Genomic DNA, 18,382 nt, shown 5'->3' on the forward strand with positions numbered 1-18,382 from the left:
AAAGGGCATCTTTTATAAAGATACCCTTTCGGTTTGATTAGCCTTTTTTAATCCAGAAAGTGAAGACGCCTGCCTCTTCTTTCTGATCAATCATTTCATGGCCGCCGGACTTTGCCCATGCGGACAAATCAGCCACTGATCCTTTATCAGTCGTTTGGATTTCCAGAATTTCACCTGTTTCCAATTCTTTAATCGTCTTTCTTGCACGTACAACTGGCATAGGGCATGCAAATCCTTTAGCATCCAATACTTTTGCAATGTTCATTTGTCTATCTCCTATCTATTTTTTATTTTGATTAACGTACCGCACAGCGGTTCGGTCCAATTTCCATTTCACGTTGCGCATCGATGTCCGGGGTGATTTTCCCCATGTTCGTTTGTCGGATCTCTTGGTAGGCATTCGGTTGTGGCGGAAGATTATCCGTCACCAGTTTTCTGAATTCCTTCTCATCTGCAATGTTCAATCCATGGTTTTTCGCAAACAATGTGCCTAGTTTTTCAGACACGCTGCCGTCCGCGTTTAATTCCTCAATAATCATGAAGTGAGCTGGCAGAACGATCAATTCTTCAGTAAGTGCCCGATATCTTTCATAAAGTGTTACCCGCAGGTCACCGACCCAGTCCTCCGCGAGACCCGCCAAATCCGGTCTTCCGATGGAATCAATGAAAAGAATATCTCCGGATAACAGATAAGCGCCGTCCACGATGAATGAAGTCGATCCGATCGTATGTCCAGGCGAGTAGATTGGCTGGATATCAATTTTCGATTTACCGACCGTAATGACGTGTCCTTCTTCAAGCGGCTCGTATGCAAACGTCACTTCCGCTGCATCCTTTGGCGGCAACCAATATGTGCCTCCTGTCTGCTGTGCAATTTGGCGGCCACCGGAAATATGATCCGCGTGCAGATGCGTATCCAAGACGTTGGTAATCTTCACGCCCAGTTCGTCTGCGAATGAAGTAAAGACATCGGTCATACGCGTTGCATCGACGATGGCAGCTTCTCCTTCCGAGACGATCATATAGGACAAGCATCCTTTGCCGATCCGGACGAATTGATAGATAGCGCCGCCTTCTTTCAAATCACCTACCTTTACAGGCTCAAGATGCTCACTCCAAGCCTTCATGCCGCCTTTCAAATAATGCACCTCACGGCCTTCTTCTGAAAGCATATCCGCGACCATGATTGAAGAACCTTCCTTTGCACAAACGACAACAACCGGACGGTCTGTCGGCAATTGCGCGAGAATATGTTCCACACCATCTAATAGATCAAAGTAAGGAATATTCAAATGTTGTACCGATTCCCCTTCAATCTTCCAATCTTTAAATGCATCTTCATTTCTGACATCCAGAATGAAGAGCGGTTCTTTTCTAATCACCTTTTTAGCGATATCGCCTGCTGTCAATGGAGTTACTGCCATTTCTTTTCTACCTCCTAATTTAGTTCATAGATTTTTGACTAGATCCATTCCATCCGCTCATACCTGGAACAACATTTTTTACATTGCGGAAACCCGCATCGGCCAGTTTTTGTGCGGCCATGTCACTGCGGTTCCCTGTGCGGCAAATGACATAGAGGCTCATTTCCTTATCTAAGCTGTTCATGATTGCTTCCAACTCACCGAACGGAGCGGATATAGCGCCGGGGATATGGCCAAATGCGTATTCTGCACTTTCACGGACGTCAATGATTTGAACATCTTCGTCGGCCGCCAAAGCTTCCTGCAGTTCCTCGTTTGATACAACATGCGGGAAACGCTTCTCCTCCGCTTCTTCACCAGTTGTTTTTCGCAAATAGTGCGTAATGACACCATCTTCTTCGTGAACGCCGATATATTGATGCCCTACACTCTCTGCCCAAGCCTTAATATCTGCTATCGACCCTTTATCCGTCGCTTCCACTTCCAGCACTTTCCCCGGAGCCAGCTCCTGCATGATCTTTTTTGTCTTCACGACAGGCATCGGGCAAGCGAGTCCTTTTGCATCCAATTTCATATCTGTTTGTATCATTTCATCTCTCCTTTATGCCTATGGGGGTATAATTATCTATAAAAATTTTTATTCAACCGGACCATCCCACGCAAGCATACCCCCGGCCATATTCACTACTTTGTATCCATGGCTCTCCAATAGCTGCGCCGCTCTTCCGCTGCGCCCGCCAGAACGGCAAACCATCGTGTATTCTTTGTTCTTATCTAACTCATGCATCCGGAATTCCAACAAGCCGAGCGGAATATGAATCGCTCCTGGAATTTTGCCTTCTGCCACTTCATCTACTTCCCGCACGTCAATAATATGTTTTGTCTGCAATGTTTCTTTTACTTCTGCCGCCGTGATTTCCTTCATTCCACTCTCTCCTTCTCTTAAATAAATAGATTGACGTTTCCTTCCTGTGCATCTGCCAAGTAGGCCGCAACGCCCGCATATTCGATGCCATCCAGCAGTTCTTGCTGGCTCAGTCCAAGCAAATCCATCGTCATCGTACAGGCGACAAGTTTAATATCCTGTTCTTGAGCCAATTCAATTAATTGGGGCAATGTCATCGCATTATGCTTCGACATTACTTGTTTAATCATCTTTGGGCCCATGCCGGCAAAGTTCATTTTGGAAAGGCCCATTTTATCCGCGCCGCGCGGCATCATTTTGGAGAACATGCCTTCAAGAAAACCTTTTTTGACAGGAACCTGCTCCTCTTTCCGAAGTGCGTTCAAGCCCCAAAACGTATGGAATATCGTCACTTCGTGGTCATAAGCGGCCGCTCCATTCGCGATAATATAGGCGGCCATCGCTTTATCGTAATCGCCACTGAATAACACAATGGTCGTCTTTTTTGTTTCTGACAAATTCATCTTCCTTTCTCTAATTGTTATTACCCCTACCCTATGGGGTATTATATATTGTAAAAAGAAAAGAGTCCATTTTACCGACTCTTCACTAGCAAATCGACTGCTTCTTTCACAATCTCTTCTTGTGTCCGGTGATCTTTTTCATCTTTATTTTGTATACACTCGATGAGATTGGAACTGACAATGACACCGATTGTCCGATCGATAGCCGTCCGGGAAGCCGACAATTGGGTAATGACATCTTTACAGTTCTTCTCTTCTTCCATCATCCGCAGAATGCCTTTGATCTGGCCTTCAATCCGACGTAATCTGTTTTTGATTTTATCATCATACTCCACGTCGCAACCTCCTTTCTGTTCAGCTATACGCTTATATTATACCCCGCACGGTATTTTGTCAACACATCAATTTTAATAAAATCTTCGCTTCTGCAAACTTCGACAAATTATGGTATACTAGTACTAGACAACTCGAAATAGATCGACTTCGACTAGTTGTTTTTCCATCTTCTACTGCCCAGTCTGCTAAAGACAAGCTGGCCTGCTAGAAAGATGAAAATCACAATGGGAGGGTTTCGATTGGCATTTCCACGCAAGGAAAAAGACATTTCAGATTTTGTCGCAGCTCGTCATATTGACGAAGAGATTTCATTTGTCCGTAATGATTACGAGGTGAACGGAACGATCCACAAGATTCTCGAGAACTCTGTCATCGTGAAGATTTCCGAAGAGGATGCAGAACGGATTGGCGCAGCCTCCGATCTTACGGTTGTTTCACATAAGAACTACTCTGTCTGCTAAGGCAGGCGATTGAAAAGGACTGTCCCGTCAGCCGAATTGGCAACGGAGGCAGTCCTTCTTTTTTCTTTAAATAATGAAATACGCCACAATGGATAGCGCAATAGACGCAATTGTCATAGCAAGGAGAGGTTTCATTGCACGTTCGCGGAGATCCCGCAAGCTGACATTGAGACCGAGACCAACCATAGCAGCCGTCAATAACCATGTGGTAATCGTGCTGATACCCGACATCACATTGTCCGATACCGGAATGGAATGGCCGAGCACATAACTTCCGAACAAGCTGAGCACGATGAAACCGACCAAGAACCATGGGAACTCGATTTTGCTTTGTTCTTCCTCGGGATTGCCTTTGCTTTTACGCTTCATGAAATAAATGAAAATGAAGCAGAGAGGAACGAGCAGGAATACCCTGCCGAGTTTCGCCAGCAATGCAATAGCCAGCGCATCTTCTCCTGCGGGTGCCGCTGCAATTGCTACATGGGCAAGCTCGTGCAGGCTCATGCCAGACCAAATTCCATAGTCTGTCGGAATGAGTGGCAATATCGGTCGTAAAATCGTATACCCGATGGCAAATACAGTTCCCATCATGGCGATGATTCCTACGCCAATAGCCGTATCCTCATCTTTGGTCTTCAAAATTGGCGCCACCGCGGCAATTGCAGCTGCCCCGCATACCCCGGTACCTACCCCTAATAGAAGAGAAATGTTTTTATCCGCTTTTAACCACTTGGCCAGAAGCACCGTCATTCCGATGGCAAATGCAATGATAAACGCATCACGCACGAGCAAGCCGAGCCCGTCGCGGAACACAACATCAATGTTTAATTTCAACCCGTACAAAATGATCGCGAGCCGCAACAGCTTTTTTGAAGAAAAAGTAATGCCCGGCCGCAAAATATCCGGGTAACCGAAAAACTGCCGGTAGGCAACAGCGATAATAATGGCGCTCGCCAATTGGCCAATATGGTCGAATCCAGGTACCTTTGCTAATAAAAATCCTAAAAATGCAATAAAGAAAGTAAAAGCGATTCCTGCAATCCAAAGACCCGCTTTGTTTTTTGATTGTCCGTCCATGGTACACCTCCTAGTCTTAGGATAATACCTGTATTTATATAAGTAAAATAAATTATAATAATGATTATGATAAGTAAAAGGTTATGATAGATTATCGGAGGGATTGGAATGGATACACAATTACAGATTTTCATTACGGTTGCCGAGAAACAGAGCTTCTCGCGCGCCGCGGAAATTCACCATATGACACAGCCTGCCGTGAGCCAATATATCCGCTCACTAGAAGAGGAAATCGGCGTCCGGCTGCTTGAACGGACAAATAAATATGTACGTCTTAATACAGCGGGAGACATCGTCTATCATCATGCAAAGGAAATCATGGCGCTTTACGGAAAAATGCAGCACCTCGTCGACGACCTCACGAATAAAGCGAGTGGTGCGTTGTCAATTGGTGCGAGCTACACATTCGGTGAGTATGTACTGCCCCATATTCTTGCGGATTTAAAGGCACGCTACCCTGCTATCATACCCACCGTCACAATCGGCAATACATCCACCATCGCCCAGCTTGTCGCAAGACATAAACTTGACGTCGGCATCGTGGAAGGTCAGTTTCAGGAATCCAAATTGATTGCAGAAGAGTTGGCAGAAGATACGATGGTCGTTGTCTGTTCCCCTTCAAGTCCGCTTGCCGAATTGCGTAAGGAGACGGAACCGATCGACTTAAAACGCTTGGAGAATGAAACGTGGATCATCCGGGAAGCCGGCTCCGGAACACGCGAAGCGATAGATACCTTATTTGCGAAGCACGGATTGAGCCCCGCTTCCGTCATGCACTTCAGCAGCACCCAGCCAATCAAAGAATCCGTTGAGGCCGGGCTCGGTATCAGCCTGCTTTCCTATTGGTCCATTCAGAAGGAATTAAAGCACGGGGAATTATGCGTCCTTCATGTAAAGGGGCTGCCGTACGTTAGAACTTTCTCTGCCGTAACGGGCACCCCCTTTCAAACAAAAGCGCTTGAAGTATTTATCGATTTGCTGCGGGAGAGTAAGCTGTTGGCTCCGTTTGGCGGGGAGCATTATGGTTGTATCAATTACGATAAAAACCAGATTTAAGTATCTAAAAGCACCCTATCTAAGATCCAGCCAGCTTAGATAAGGTGCTTTCTGATCATAAAACAGCATTACTTCCTGATATCAGGCTTTAATTCATAAAAAGAAACGATATCTTCCTGCGGAGACATGAAATAAATTCTTTGTTTGTCCACGCGGATAGGATGTTCTGCGAAGTAAATGGATTGTTCGTAAGGAACCTGGACACTGCCTATTTCCTTCCCCTTCGTATCTGTTACGTAGATGCGCGAAACTGTGGAGATTGGGCTTTCATCCTTTACTTCCAGCTTTTCATAGATGATTTGATTCGCCTTTAAATCGTGGATGGTAAGTGCCCCGTAAGTTTCTTCAAATGGAATGGGGATCACCGTCTCTGTTCCCTTCTCTGTTACAATTAGCTTCCCATTCTTTTCATCCACTCGCCTTGGGGCAACTGTCAAATCACCAAAGGACTTTACGTATGGTTCGATTTGGTTGTCTACTACAGAAAGAGTTCGACTTCCCCCTTGGTGAACGAAGATGTCTCCCTTCGAATTCACCGTAAGGCTTGTGGGGATGAAGTTGTCATGCTGCAATGGAAGCTTATTTACTAATACGCCTTCGTTGTCATAGGTTAAGACACCTTGTCTTTCATCCAATACATAGATTGTTCCTGCGTCATCGACAAAAATATCTTTTAACCAGGCATCGTGAAGCTTTAAATCTAGAATCGTTTCAGTTCCATCAGTAACAACCACTTTCTTAGCGGCATTATCCAAAATATAAAAGACATTTTCTTTCACGAAGAAACTCATAGGCGCTAGGTCAGTTCCTTCGAGTTTCCGCTGGGGCTTCCCGATTTGCCCATCTTCCGTGCCGTACTCAATCGAAAAAAGCTTCTCTATCTGCTCGGCCGCTCCGAAATTAGACTCACTCTCTTGCCTTGCTTCCGGGTGAATTTTTGATTTGCTAAAAACGATCGTAATCAGCACACCCGCCATGAGCACACCGAGCACAACCATCCACTGCCATTTTTTCATTACAAACCGCCTCCGCTTACTGTGAATTCGTCATTCCATTCCACAAGGTTTGCAGCTAGTTACATAGAAGTAATGAATAACAGAAGAAGCATAAATGCCGCCATAAACATACTGATTAAAATAAGTAGCATGGCTGCAAGCACATTGTTTCGAAACTCCCTGATTCCAGAAATAAAACCAAAGATCACAATGCTCCACCAGAGAATATCTAAGATGAGATCCGAACTATTGGCGAAACTTCCCATGACAAAGGCAATGAACATACCGACTTGAAGCAAAAAGGCGATCCATGCTGTTATTGAAGGCTTTCTTTGTGCCTCACGATGCCGGAAAAATAAACTTATGCCCAAGCCAACAGTAACCAGGAAGAGGGTTAGCATAACGAGCATGAATAAAATTGAGAATGACATCATATAATCTTGCTTCCTCCCTATCTGCCAGCAATCGTATCAAACAGCTCCACATCAACGTTTTCACGATCTGCCCAGCTATGAAACTTCTCCAAATGCCAAGCATCCAGACGTCTCGAATACTGGTTCTCTTCCATCCAAGCATGCAACTCGGAATAGGCTTCCCTGATTTTGTCGTTTGGACCGTTGTATCTTACGACGGCGTATCGTTGCGGAGGAACCGTCAGCTGGACCAGATCATCTGGCAAATCCCCGAATTCCCTCACTTCCATACAAATCCAGTAGCCGTCATTTTCCGGCACGCCATCCACAACAAATGCCCCGATCTGCTGTGACGGATTGACGACATGCGGGATATCTTCCTGCTTACCCTGCAAACGAAGGGATGCTTTCGGTATTTCGGTTATGTATTGATCCCCTTCGCATAAAATCCTATAGCCGACCAATTTCAGCTCTCCCCAATCCCTTACTTGCTTCTCGTTACCCATACACCCTGCCCCTTCCATGTTTGCGTTCTAATCAAGACGATACCATTATGCTAGAGTTCCCTATATTTCACAATATTCCGTAAGCCTCATGAAAAAATGTCCGTTGAATATAAAAAAGAGAAGGAATTCCCTCCCTTTCTATTGAAGGGTATGGGAATGGAAGGAGCTGGACATCAATGCGGAAATTTTTGCTTGCCTCTATCATATTAACCGGACTTATCTATCTCTTTTTTGGCCCTGACGAACTCGTGGACGTGAAGATTGCCATGAAACTTCTGCCCATGGCTCTCATCCTTCTTTATGGATTTGCCACACCTTCGCTCGTATCCACTTCATACAAGCGGATTATCTTGGCGGGTTTATTTGTCTGCATGGTCGCGGATGGAGTCATTTATTGGTTTATGGCTGGGCTTGTGACCTTTTTCTTCGGACATCTTTTTTACATCGCGGCATTCCGCCAAGCTAGCCGGAAGCCGGTGCCTCTTTGGGCAGCCATCCCCCTTGTCGCTTACGGACTGTTTATGGCTGCTTGGATTGCGGGTTCTCAATATTCAGCAGGTCAAACCATATTAGGCACGGCCATCATCGCTTATATCGCCGTCATATTAGTGATGGGCTGGATGGCCATACGGACACGGTTGCCCTTTGCCATCTTTGGCGCGCTTCTCTTCATCTGTTCGGATTCCTTTTTGGCAATTGACCGTTTTGTAACAGCGCTCCCGTATCGCGATGCATTGGTCATGGTCACCTATTATGCTGCACAGGTCCTTATTGTCTCGAGCATCGGGAACCGCTTCGTGAAGTATTCCGTAAATCCAAACAATCTGATAAGATGAAAGAATCGTACCACTATTTTGAGGAGGGCTTTGGAATGAAAGAAAAATTGATCGAACGGTTAACCCGTTATGCGAAAATAGATACACAATCGGATGCAGAAAGCGCTACGACGCCTTCCACGCCAGGGCAATGGGACCTGCTCCATGAGCTCGAAAAAGAGTTGGCTGCCATCGGGATGGAAGATATCACACTGGACGACAATGGCTATTTATTCGCCACACTTCCCGCTAATACCGACAAAGACATTCCGGTCATCGGATTTTTGGCGCACGTCGACACAGCGACTGATTACACGGGGAAAAACGTCAATCCACAGCTTGTCCATGATTATGATGGCAACGATATTCAACTGAACAGCAATACTGTAATGCGAGTTGAAACGTTCCCTGAATTGAAAAATTACGTAGGACACACGCTCATGACAACAGACGGAACGACGTTGCTCGGGGCTGACAATAAAGCCGGGATTGCGGAAATCATGACGGCTATGGAATATTTGATTGCCACTCCAGAGATTAAACACGGCAAGCTCCGCGTCGCGTTCACACCGGACGAAGAAATCGGACGCGGGCCACATAAATTTGACGTGGAAGCATTTGGAGCGAAATACGCCTATACGATGGACGGCGGCCCAATCGGTGAACTTCAATATGAAAGCTTCAACGCAGCAGGAGCAAAAGTGACGTTCCATGGAACGAACGTCCATCCGGGTTCCGCAAAGGATAAAATGGTCAATTCCATTTTGATTGCGAATGAATTCCAAGCAGCGATGCCGGCAGATGAAATCCCTCAAAAAACGGACGGCTATGAAGGGTTCATTCATTTGATGGATGTCGAAGGGGCAGTCGAAAAGACGACGTTAAGCTATATCATCCGGTATTTCGACCGTGAGCAATTCGAAGCGCGGAAGCAATTGATGGTCGATACAGTTGCGAAGTTGAAAGAGAAGCATGGCGAAGAAGCGGTCGTGTTGGAACTGGAAGATCAATACTACAACATGCGTGAAAAGATCGAACCGGTCATGGAAATCGTCGATATTATTGGCGATGCATTCAAAGCGCTTGATATTGAGCCAAACATAGTTCCGGTACGTGGCGGAACGGATGGCTCACAGTTATCTTACATGGGCATGCCAACTCCAAACATCTTCACAGGCGGCGAAAACTACCACGGCAAGTATGAGTATATCTCTGTCGACAACATGGTGAAAGCAACGGAAGTCATTGTCGAGGCTGTGAAACTTTACGAACAACGGGCATAAGGAGGCGGTTAGATGAAAGCGATTTGGCTTGGAATCCTCTCATCCCTCTTTTTTGCGGTGACGTTCGTATTAAATCGATCAATGGAAATGTCAGGGGGAAGTTGGCTATGGAGCGCTTCCCTCCGTTATTTTTTCATGGTGCCGTTTTTAATCGCAATCGTCGCTTGGCGCGGCGGGCTTCGTGATATGAAAGACGCCATGACAGCGCGTCCTGCGCCTTTTTTTATATGGAGCGTCGTGGCGTTCGTCCTATTTTATGCCCCGCTCACTTTCTCTGCAGCGTACAGTCCGGGCTGGCTGCTGGCCGGTACGTGGCAATTGACGATTGTGGCAGGTGTACTGCTCGCTCCATTCTTTGTAATTGTTGTGAAAACGTCGACTGGCGATAAAAAGGTGAGACAGCAAATTCCTTTGATTTCACTCGGCATCTCGTTAATCATCTTTGCGGGAGTCGTCTTGATTCAAATTCCGAATGCGAAAAGTGTAGGGCTGCAAACTCTGCTGCTCGGCATTTTACCGGTCATCGTCGCGGCATTCGCCTACCCGCTCGGCAATCGGAAGATGATGGATTTATTGCAAGGCCGGCTGGATACATTTCAACGGGTTCTCGCCATGACACTCATGACACTTCCCATCTGGGCATTGTTTGCCGTCTATGCGATCATGACCGTTGGACTACCATCGATGAGTCAAGTCGTTCAGTCATTGATTGTCGCCGTCAGCTCGGGTGTTATTGCCACTTCCCTGTTCTTCATGGCGACGGACTTGGTGCAAGGCGACCAGGGAAAACTGGCAGCCGTCGAAGCTACGCAATCGACGGAACTGATCTTTGCGATGATCGGAGAAATCATTATTTTACATATCGCCTTGCCTGGCGCCCTTTCGCTTGCCGGGATAGGGGTCATAATAATAGGAATGGCGCTTCATAGCTATCAGACGGCCGTTGCGGGGAAGAAGCGCTTGAAGGCGAGTAATGCATAATTTTTATACATCCAGACTTGCATATCAGCTAAAAAGTAGATGGTGAGGAGGATTTTTATGAGTTCTGATTTTTATTGTGATGATGTGTTGAGTGGCAAAACAGAAGTAACTAGGGTGTTAGAAACCGAAAACGCCCTGGCGTTTTATCATACAAAACCGTCTTATCCTGTCCACATTGTGGCGATTCCCAAAAAGCACATTCCTTCACTTCTGTCTTTGGAGGAAGGCGATAATGAACTCTTGCTTGAGCTGATGCATGTAGTGAAAACAGTGGCAGCAAAGGTGACAGAAGAACATGGAGCCTGCCGGGTGATTACTAACCTCGGCAAATATCAAGATTCCAAACATCTTCATTGGCATATCATCTCTGGAAAACTGCTGGATTCTTAAATTTTTTTTGAGATATGGGATCAAAAGGGAGAGAGAAACATGTTGCAAATACCGGGGAAATTAACAAACGGCGATGAAATACGGATTGTTGCGCCGAGCCGCAGTGCATGCATTTTATCCGAAGAAGGTATAAAAATGGCGAAGGAAAGGCTCGAGCAGCTAGGGTTTACCGTCTCTTTCGGCCGCCACATCTTTGAAAAGGACCTTCAGAATTCCACAAGCATTGAGCAAAGAGTGGAAGACTTGCATGATGCGTTTAGCGATGAGCAGGTAAAAGGGATTCTATCCGTCATCGGCGGCTTTAATTCCAATGAACTTCTGCCTTATATTGATTTTGAATTAATTAAAAAGAACCCGAAAATATTTTGTGGCTTCAGCGATATTACGGCCATCGCAAATGCCATTACGGCAAAAACGGGAATGGTTACGTACTCGGGACCTCATTTCTCCAGTTTTCAAATGGTGAAAGGACAGGAATACCAAACCCATTTCTTTACGCAATGCCTTATGCATGATGCTCCGTTTGAAATGAAACCGTCTAGCGAATGGAGCGACGATGCTTGGTATTTAGATCAAGAGAATCGGAACTTTGAAGAAACTGTTTGGAAAACATATCAGGCAGGGACGGCTGGCGGCACATTATGGGGCGGCAATCTATGTACACTTAACTTGCTGCAAGGTACTGACTACATGCCAACTCTTGAGAATGCCGTACTCTTTGTCGAGGATGATGAGATGACCATTCCCGAGACCTTTGCACGGGATTTAACGTCTTTATTGCAAACTGTAAAATCCCTCAAAGCCCTTGTAATCGGGAGATTTCAACGAGCTTCGAATATGTCGGAGGAGCAACTGCTGTTCATTCTTGATAAACATCCGATGTTAAAGGAAATTCCTGTTTTATATGATGTGGATTTCGGACATACCCAACCCATGTTCACCTTCCCGATTGGCGGAGAAGTGCTGGTGGATGCTTCCGCAGGGGTATTGAAGCTTGTGAGGTTTTAAGTTTACTCAAATATGTAATGCGCGCGGAAGCAGAGGCTTTCCGTGCGTTTTTTCTTTTGTTGTGTTCTTGTGTTGACTGTGGGAGTTGTTTTGTAAGGATTTTTTCTGCGTTTGTGCGAGTGTCAGACACCATCCCTATTCGGGATGGTGTAATGCGTTTTAATCTTAATAAGATTCTCTGACAAATCTATATTCAAAATCCTTGATTGAATATTTAAATGCTATGTCACCGGTATCAATTGATCAAATTCTTCCATCCGCTCATCGAACAGTATCCTATTTTTTGTTCGCTATGCGCAATTTGAAAAAACTTCCTGACAGCTTTGCGTAGCAATACTCTACCATTTACAACTAGCTTACAGAAATCCAATAGTTTGTGATGCATAATTAATACCGGTTCTTACGAATCATCTCCATCTGCGAAAATATGTAACGGTACTTCTTGAATCACTTCTTCAATTGAATAATCGTTGCTGCAGATAAATCCTGCATTCAGTAGATAGGCAGACGCTAAAGAAGCTATTTCACCTGTACCGGCACTACCTGCTTTAGTAATTATCAAAGCGTTTAATACCAAAGCAACACGTATTCCTTAACAACAGGGGAGTTTGCTTTTGATGAAGGGGTAGTGTAGGCGACCAATTTGCAATAACCTCTTTAACTATTATTTTAATTGCTATTATACTTATTTGGATGTATAATCAATACAAGTAGACAAATCTAAGTTTTTTTCTAACAAAATACATATAAAGAGGTGCATTTTCTATTGATCAATCTAGATGATGACATTTTGAAAGATTTTGTCAATACTCTCATACATGATGACCCTGAATTAAAGCCTTTATTAAGAGAAGCTATTAACAATGTTGACGGTGATGGAGTAGAAAACAGTTCTGCAACCGCCCAATGGGATCATCGCTATAACTCTTTAGTAAAAGTAGCAAAAAAGTATGATTTGAGATTCGGTATTATAAAACGAGGAAACCTATGGAAGGCCATTTTTATTGTTGGAAAAGATAATTCTATATACGTTTTCTTTAGCCATAAAAACTTAAAAAGCATAATAAAACAAGGGAAAAGTAATCACTATTTAAAATTACTTAATTTCTTTAATAGACATTTGGATGATCATAAACCAATTAATGAACAACTAAAATTGGATATAGAAGAAGTGGAGGAACCATTTTCAGATGATGCCTTAGAAAGCCAAGCCCGTGACATCATAAAAATGTTAGAACAAGACCCTTCAGGCGTTGTAGTGTTTGCGTTCGATAAATCTTTTACTAGTACAGTTAATGCATACATTTTTAACAGTAAACATGAAGCAATTTGGCATCAAGATTTCACGGCCCTAATCGAAAGAAATTATACATTCGCCTTAAAATCAGATGAGATTAAAACGGAAAAGAAAGAAAGCACTACTACTGTAAATAAAAAGAAACAGATCGTTCAATTAAAAAAGATTAAATAGTTTGGAGATTTTATTATGAATAAGATATTTAATGGACAACGGCTAAAGGAAGCGAGACTTTATAATAAGTTAACGATTACCGAATTAGGAGCCGAATTAAATGTCACGAAGCAAATGATTTCAAAGTACGAAAATCAAAATATAGAACCTAGTTTTGAAAAGTCACTACAAATAGCAACAATTTTGGGCTACCCTAGAGAATTTTTTTATACAAACGACAAATTTAATATCCAAAATGAAGGGACCTTTTTCCGTTCAAGACTTACAGCTACCCAAAAAGCAAAAAATCCTGCTTCAATCGCTTTAAAATACTCGGTAATTGTCCGGGATTTTTTAGAACAGTATATTGATTTTCCCCAATTAGAGGAAAGAGAAAGCTATGAACATCTTGAGGATTATAATGCAATTGCAAAAAGAATGCGCAATTTTGTCGGACTAGATAGCAGACCAATACCAGATATTATTGAGGTAGCCGAACTAATGGGTTTTACCGTAATTAGTATGGATTATAACGAAAGTAAAGTGGATGCTTTTAGTAGTATGAATACTATAGAAAATAGTCTCGGAGAGGTCACCCCTTATTTCGTAATTGTCACGGGGACAGGGGAATCAAGTTCGTTTTACAGGCAGCAATTCAGCATTGCGCATGAAATGGCACATTGGGTTTTGCATCAAAATATAAACCCGCAGGAATTGGATAAAGAGGAGTATAAAATCATGGAAGATGAAGCTAATCGGTTAGCATCTATTTTTCTATTACCAGAAGATACATTCGGTGCCGAATTAGCCACCAGGATTACAGATGAAATTGACACGTACTACAGCTTAAAGAGAAGATGGAATGTATCGATGGCTGCTATGATTAAACGGGCAAGAGATCTTTCCTTAATTAACGGTGAACAAGAAGTAAAACTTTATAAACAAATGCATTATCGCAAATGGAAAAATCCAGAGCCATTTGACTTAGAAACTAAAACGACTGTTCCAGTGGCTTTTAAACAATCTTTGGAGTTATTGATAGATGAGGATATATTAAAAGGCCATGAAATCCCTATTAAAATTGCAGAGCAGTACAACCTATACTTAACTCCCAAAATGCTTGCAATGATTTGTGGCGTTGATCCTGCTCTATTTATTAATAATAGCGAATCCAGAGTTGTATTGAAATTAAAGGATTTTAAACAAAAACATAGTGGATAAATAGCAGATTAAAATTTAAAGGAGATGAATTGAATGGGAAATCAACATGTAACACCAAAAAATGGTTTATGGCAAGTTAAAGGCTCAGGAAATTCAAGAGCTACTAGTATTCATCAAACACAACAGCAGGCAATAGATGTTGCAAAAGGAATCGCAAAAAATCAAAAGAGTGAGCTTTTCATTCACAATCGTAAAGGACAAATTCGAGATCGAAATAGTTATGGTAACGATCCATACCCTCCAAGAGGATAAAAAGTAATGAACATTACAGAACTTTCATTAACAGTAATATTTTTATTTTTACCTGGAATACTAGGAGTTTTATTAATCGGATCCTTGACAACGGTAAAAATATCTGAGTTTAAAGTTTTTGTTATTTACGTATATTTACTCTCCTTAGTTTCATATTTAGTTAGTGGATGTTTCAGTGGATACACTTTCTTAAACTTCCTCTTAAAAGGAGATTTAAATATTTCAGCTAATGAGATTTTATTCGCGACTTCTATAAGCCTTTTATTATCTATCGCTTGCATCTATACAATTAATTTCAAACTAATGTATAAATTAGCTGGAAAAATGCATCTCAGTGCAAAATACGGAAGCAATGATGTTTGGCTAACCTTATTCAATGATCGTTCTACAGTATGGGTTACCTTACGACCATCGAGTTGCGAAGAATACTTTATGGGTGAAGTTGAACATTTTTCTGATGAAAATAATTTACGGGAACTCACTCTACTGAATGTCGCTATTTATTAAAAAGAAACCAGTAAATATTTATATAGCCAGGATAAAATGTATTTCAGCTTTCCTTATGACCAGGAAATGTCAATAGAAATAGGTTCATACTTTATAGATGAATCCAGAAGAGGAGATAATTATGAACAAATCACAAAAAAAATCTTGAAGTTCGCCACGGAAGTCGGATTACCAACGGCTCTAGAAAAACTGAAACTGGTAAAATAACACCACCACCACCTCCTCCTCCTCGAAAAACCAAATAGTGCTTTATTTAATTACTAATTCGAAATTAATATTGTTCCAAAACTTCAATAAGCCTTTCTAAATTGAAAGGCTTAGACTGTAGACAAAAGGGGTTGGAAATCAAATGGATTTCCAACCCCTTTCCTGCTTTTTGTGAGAATGAGCCCTACCTCTTCTTTATTTTTCTTCTGGTTACACCACGGTTGGCGATTTCGATGTCCATCTGGCCAACACAACGGGGTCGATACTAGGTCTTCCACCAATGGATGGATAAACGAGAAATCAATGACCGATCCAATTTACGGACCAGATGAACAGGAGGCACCAACTGTTCACCTGGTCCGTATTTCCAACTTTCACCGTTGATTCATCTGATTCTTCGTCATCATATCAATTACCTAATCCTTATTATGGAGACACTGTTGATTGGAGCGCAGGCTGGCGACTCCTGCGGGAACAGCGCGAGCTGAAGACCCTGGACGAAGCGCAGCGCAGGAAGCGGCTGAAGCCGTGCCCGCGGAAAGCGTCCAACCGAAGCGGAAATCAACATTTTTTAGTATTACTTCCCTAGTAAAAGAAAAGACTGTAGGCAAACTTCGTTATTATTCGAGTTTGATCTACAGACAAAAGCCCGCGACAACTCGCGGGCTTTGACTCATTCATATTCACCTAGTATTTCCACTGCTTTATCCGCGAGTGATGTATCAATGGCGATATTGAAGTCGATGTCACCTAGGATGGCGCCGTTTGCTTTGTAGGAATCAAATTGTTTTTTGATGTCCTCAACGTACATGTCGCCGTTCGGGTTAAGTCCGGTGACATGTACTTTATCCCACAGTGCAGGATCTTTCAGTGCTGTATGTTTCACCATGATGTCGATGACTTCCGCTTTGCCGATGTCCTTGAAGAAGGCATCATTGTAATCATGCAATCCTTTCAGGTAGGCAAGCATGAATCGGAGTGACAGTTCATCATCCGCCATGAATTTCGGTGAGGCGAGTACCATGGCAATTTGTGATTCTGGTGCGTAATCGGTTGCGTCGCCAAATCGTACATGGAACCCTTTTTCGACGCCTTGGGTAATGAGCGGCTCGATGTTCAGCGCTGCGTCGATTGTTCCAGAATCAATGGCGCCTAGCATCGCACCGAAATCAGCGATGTGGACATACTCGACATCGTCTTCGGTTAAGCCGGCATGCTTCAGCATCTCTTCATAAATATAGCCATCAATCGAATTGCGGGATGAAACCCCAATCTTCTTCCCTTTAAAGTCGCTGTATTCCTTGATTTCATCGACCATATGATTGCCGATGACGAAGGTGAAATAGGAATTGCCTGGTACGTTATGTCCCTTATCCGCAATAATTCGTACATCTATGCCTTGTGCAATAGCGTTGAAGAACGATGCTGTCGATACACCACCTGCTATATCCACTTCACCTGCTGCGAGGGCTGGCAGCATATCATCGCTGTTTGCAAAATCAGCGAATTCCACTTCGATGTTATAGTCCTCAAAGTATCCTTTTTCTTTGGCGATATAAAAACCTGCACCTGACGCCGCACCATCTTCGGCAATCAATACTTTCGTCCGTTTTTCAAGTGGTGCCAAGTCGCCAGACGGCGCTTCTGCGGCAGCTTCACCCGGTGGTTTCGTTTCGGATGCCGGCGGGGCGGCCGGCTCTGTCTTGCCGCATGCCCCAAGTACCCAAATACAACTTAACAGGAGTATCCATCCTGCTTTCAGCCGCTTCTTCATATGTTCTCCCCTTTTCATGCTTTTTGTTCTCTCGATTGCTGAACTTCCCTTTGAAGATGCTTCCATACCTCAATGAATTGCTGTGCCATGTCCGGATCTTTTCTGATATCCTCGATGGTTCTCGGACGCGGAGTCGTCACTTTTATTTCTTTGATGATTTTGCCCGGCTGCGAGCTCATCAAAAGGATCCGGTCGCTTAGCAGCAATGCTTCGTCGATGCTGTGGGTAATGAATATCACTGTTTTTTTCGTCTCCGACCAGATGGACAATAATTCTTCCTGCAAGATGAATTTATTCTGCTCATCCAACGCTGCAAAAGGTTCATCCATTAGCAAGATTTCCGGATCGTTCGCAAATGCCCGCGCGATGCTGACCCTCTGTTTCATTCCGCCCGATAATTCCCTTGGATATAACTTCGAAAATTTTGCAAGCCCTGTCTTCTCCAAGTAATATTTCGTCCGTTCCTCGATCAATTTCTTCGGTAGCCGCCTCATTTTCAAACCGAAAGCGACATTTTCTTCAACTGTCAGCCATGGGATGACGCCCCGTTCTTGAAAGACCATTGATTGGAGCGGACGGTCCTCATGATCGGTCGCGATATGGAATTCACCGACACTTGGCTGCTCCAAGCCCGCCAGGATCCGGAGCAGCGTTGTTTTTCCACAACCGCTCGGACCGACAATGCACACAAACTCTCCTTCTTCGATTGTCATAGAGATATCGTCAAGAGCGGTGACACTGCCTTGTTTTTTATAAAATGCCTTCGTCAAATGTTGAATCGTAATTTTTTCTTTCATC

The 18,382-nt window shown here is 43.6% G+C and carries 24 protein-coding genes; 12 read left to right on the forward strand and 12 right to left on the reverse strand.

Annotated features, from left to right (window positions below; genetic code table 11):
• Positions 1-37 precede the first annotated feature (37 nt).
• From L7D49_RS01005 to L7D49_RS01030, 6 genes are all read right to left on the reverse strand, one after another.
• Positions 38-265: a sulfurtransferase TusA family protein gene (locus L7D49_RS01005; protein ID WP_238078906.1), complete on the reverse strand. Its 228-nt coding sequence runs from the start codon at positions 263-265 to the stop codon at positions 38-40.
• 31 nt (positions 266-296) lie between these two features.
• Positions 297-1,424 (reverse strand): MBL fold metallo-hydrolase, encoded by a 1,128-nt coding sequence (locus L7D49_RS01010; RefSeq protein WP_238078907.1) that lies wholly within the window; start codon positions 1,422-1,424, stop codon positions 297-299.
• Between the two features lie 19 nt (positions 1,425-1,443).
• On the reverse strand, positions 1,444-2,013 hold the full coding sequence (locus tag L7D49_RS01015; protein ID WP_238078908.1) for a sulfurtransferase TusA family protein: 570 nt from the start codon (positions 2,011-2,013) through the stop codon (positions 1,444-1,446).
• Between the two features lie 48 nt (positions 2,014-2,061).
• Complete coding sequence (locus L7D49_RS01020; protein ID WP_238078909.1) at positions 2,062-2,349, reverse strand: rhodanese-like domain-containing protein; 288 nt, start codon at positions 2,347-2,349, stop codon at positions 2,062-2,064.
• 17 nt (positions 2,350-2,366) lie between these two features.
• Positions 2,367-2,852: a DsrE/DsrF/DrsH-like family protein gene (locus L7D49_RS01025; protein WP_238078910.1), complete on the reverse strand. Its 486-nt coding sequence runs from the start codon at positions 2,850-2,852 to the stop codon at positions 2,367-2,369.
• Between the two features lie 71 nt (positions 2,853-2,923).
• Positions 2,924-3,187: a metal-sensitive transcriptional regulator gene (locus L7D49_RS01030; protein ID WP_238078911.1), complete on the reverse strand. Its 264-nt coding sequence runs from the start codon at positions 3,185-3,187 to the stop codon at positions 2,924-2,926.
• Positions 3,188-3,427: 240 nt separating this feature from the next.
• Here L7D49_RS01030 and L7D49_RS01035 point away from each other — a divergent pair, with 240 nt between their 5' ends.
• Complete coding sequence (locus L7D49_RS01035; protein ID WP_238078912.1) at positions 3,428-3,649, forward strand: DUF2187 family protein; 222 nt, start codon at positions 3,428-3,430, stop codon at positions 3,647-3,649.
• A gap of 66 nt (positions 3,650-3,715) precedes the next feature.
• Here L7D49_RS01035 and L7D49_RS01040 read toward each other — a convergent pair whose 3' ends face one another.
• Entirely contained in the window at positions 3,716-4,726 is a 1,011-nt protein-coding gene (locus L7D49_RS01040; protein WP_238078913.1) for a YeiH family protein, read from the reverse strand.
• A 108-nt stretch (positions 4,727-4,834) separates the two neighbouring features.
• On the opposite strand from L7D49_RS01040, the gene L7D49_RS01045 reads away from it, so the two are divergent.
• Complete coding sequence (locus L7D49_RS01045) at positions 4,835-5,782, forward strand: LysR family transcriptional regulator (RefSeq protein WP_238078914.1); 948 nt, start codon at positions 4,835-4,837, stop codon at positions 5,780-5,782.
• A gap of 68 nt (positions 5,783-5,850) precedes the next feature.
• On the opposite strand, the gene L7D49_RS01050 is transcribed toward L7D49_RS01045, so the two are convergent.
• From L7D49_RS01050 to L7D49_RS01060, 3 genes are read right to left on the reverse strand one after another with little or no spacing between them, the layout of a single operon-like run.
• Positions 5,851-6,798: an NHL repeat-containing protein gene (locus L7D49_RS01050; protein WP_238078915.1), complete on the reverse strand. Its 948-nt coding sequence runs from the start codon at positions 6,796-6,798 to the stop codon at positions 5,851-5,853.
• A 59-nt stretch (positions 6,799-6,857) separates the two neighbouring features.
• A complete protein-coding gene (locus tag L7D49_RS01055; RefSeq protein ID WP_238078916.1) occupies positions 6,858-7,211 on the reverse strand; it encodes a hypothetical protein in 354 nt (117 codons plus the stop codon).
• Positions 7,212-7,228: 17 nt separating this feature from the next.
• Complete coding sequence (locus L7D49_RS01060; RefSeq protein WP_238078917.1) at positions 7,229-7,696, reverse strand: GyrI-like domain-containing protein; 468 nt, start codon at positions 7,694-7,696, stop codon at positions 7,229-7,231.
• A gap of 176 nt (positions 7,697-7,872) precedes the next feature.
• On the opposite strand from L7D49_RS01060, the gene L7D49_RS01065 reads away from it, so the two are divergent.
• The 10 genes from L7D49_RS01065 to L7D49_RS01110 all read left to right on the forward strand — a co-directional run bounded on the left by L7D49_RS01065 (position 7,873) and on the right by L7D49_RS01110 (position 16,482).
• Positions 7,873-8,532: a lysoplasmalogenase gene (locus L7D49_RS01065; RefSeq protein WP_238078918.1), complete on the forward strand. Its 660-nt coding sequence runs from the start codon at positions 7,873-7,875 to the stop codon at positions 8,530-8,532.
• 35 nt (positions 8,533-8,567) lie between these two features.
• A complete protein-coding gene (pepT, locus tag L7D49_RS01070) occupies positions 8,568-9,794 on the forward strand; it encodes a peptidase T (protein ID WP_238078919.1) in 1,227 nt (408 codons plus the stop codon).
• 12 nt (positions 9,795-9,806) lie between these two features.
• On the forward strand, positions 9,807-10,775 hold the full coding sequence (locus tag L7D49_RS01075; RefSeq protein WP_238078920.1) for a DMT family transporter: 969 nt from the start codon (positions 9,807-9,809) through the stop codon (positions 10,773-10,775).
• A 57-nt stretch (positions 10,776-10,832) separates the two neighbouring features.
• A complete protein-coding gene (locus L7D49_RS01080) occupies positions 10,833-11,165 on the forward strand; it encodes an HIT domain-containing protein (RefSeq protein ID WP_238078921.1) in 333 nt (110 codons plus the stop codon).
• A gap of 42 nt (positions 11,166-11,207) precedes the next feature.
• Positions 11,208-12,173, forward strand: a complete 966-nt coding sequence (locus L7D49_RS01085; protein WP_418895841.1) for a S66 family peptidase — start codon at positions 11,208-11,210, stop codon at positions 12,171-12,173.
• 766 nt (positions 12,174-12,939) lie between these two features.
• Positions 12,940-13,644, forward strand: a complete 705-nt coding sequence (locus L7D49_RS01090) for a DUF5986 family protein (RefSeq protein WP_238078923.1) — start codon at positions 12,940-12,942, stop codon at positions 13,642-13,644.
• A gap of 15 nt (positions 13,645-13,659) precedes the next feature.
• Positions 13,660-14,844, forward strand: coding sequence for an XRE family transcriptional regulator (locus L7D49_RS01095; RefSeq protein WP_238078924.1), 1,185 nt, complete (start codon positions 13,660-13,662; stop codon positions 14,842-14,844).
• Between the two features lie 33 nt (positions 14,845-14,877).
• Complete coding sequence (locus L7D49_RS01100) at positions 14,878-15,096, forward strand: DUF2188 domain-containing protein (RefSeq protein WP_238078925.1); 219 nt, start codon at positions 14,878-14,880, stop codon at positions 15,094-15,096.
• Positions 15,097-15,102: 6 nt separating this feature from the next.
• Positions 15,103-15,603, forward strand: a complete 501-nt coding sequence (locus tag L7D49_RS01105) for a hypothetical protein (RefSeq protein ID WP_238078926.1) — start codon at positions 15,103-15,105, stop codon at positions 15,601-15,603.
• A 651-nt stretch (positions 15,604-16,254) separates the two neighbouring features.
• Positions 16,255-16,482, forward strand: a complete 228-nt coding sequence (locus L7D49_RS01110) for a hypothetical protein (protein ID WP_238078927.1) — start codon at positions 16,255-16,257, stop codon at positions 16,480-16,482.
• Position 16,483: 1 nt separating this feature from the next.
• Here L7D49_RS01110 and L7D49_RS01115 read toward each other — a convergent pair whose 3' ends face one another.
• Both L7D49_RS01115 and L7D49_RS01120 read right to left on the reverse strand, forming a co-directional pair.
• Positions 16,484-17,584 carry an ABC transporter substrate-binding protein gene (locus L7D49_RS01115; protein ID WP_238078928.1) on the reverse strand — a complete coding sequence of 367 codons (1,101 nt, stop codon included), beginning with the start codon at positions 17,582-17,584 and terminating at the stop codon, positions 16,484-16,486.
• Positions 17,585-17,598: 14 nt separating this feature from the next.
• Complete coding sequence (locus L7D49_RS01120) at positions 17,599-18,381, reverse strand: ABC transporter ATP-binding protein (RefSeq protein ID WP_238078929.1); 783 nt, start codon at positions 18,379-18,381, stop codon at positions 17,599-17,601.
• Position 18,382 lies beyond the last annotated feature (1 nt).

Origin of the sequence: Sporosarcina cyprini, from assembly GCF_022048975.1 — a bacterium.
Lineage (GTDB): Bacteria > Bacillota > Bacilli > Bacillales_A > Planococcaceae > Sporosarcina > Sporosarcina cyprini.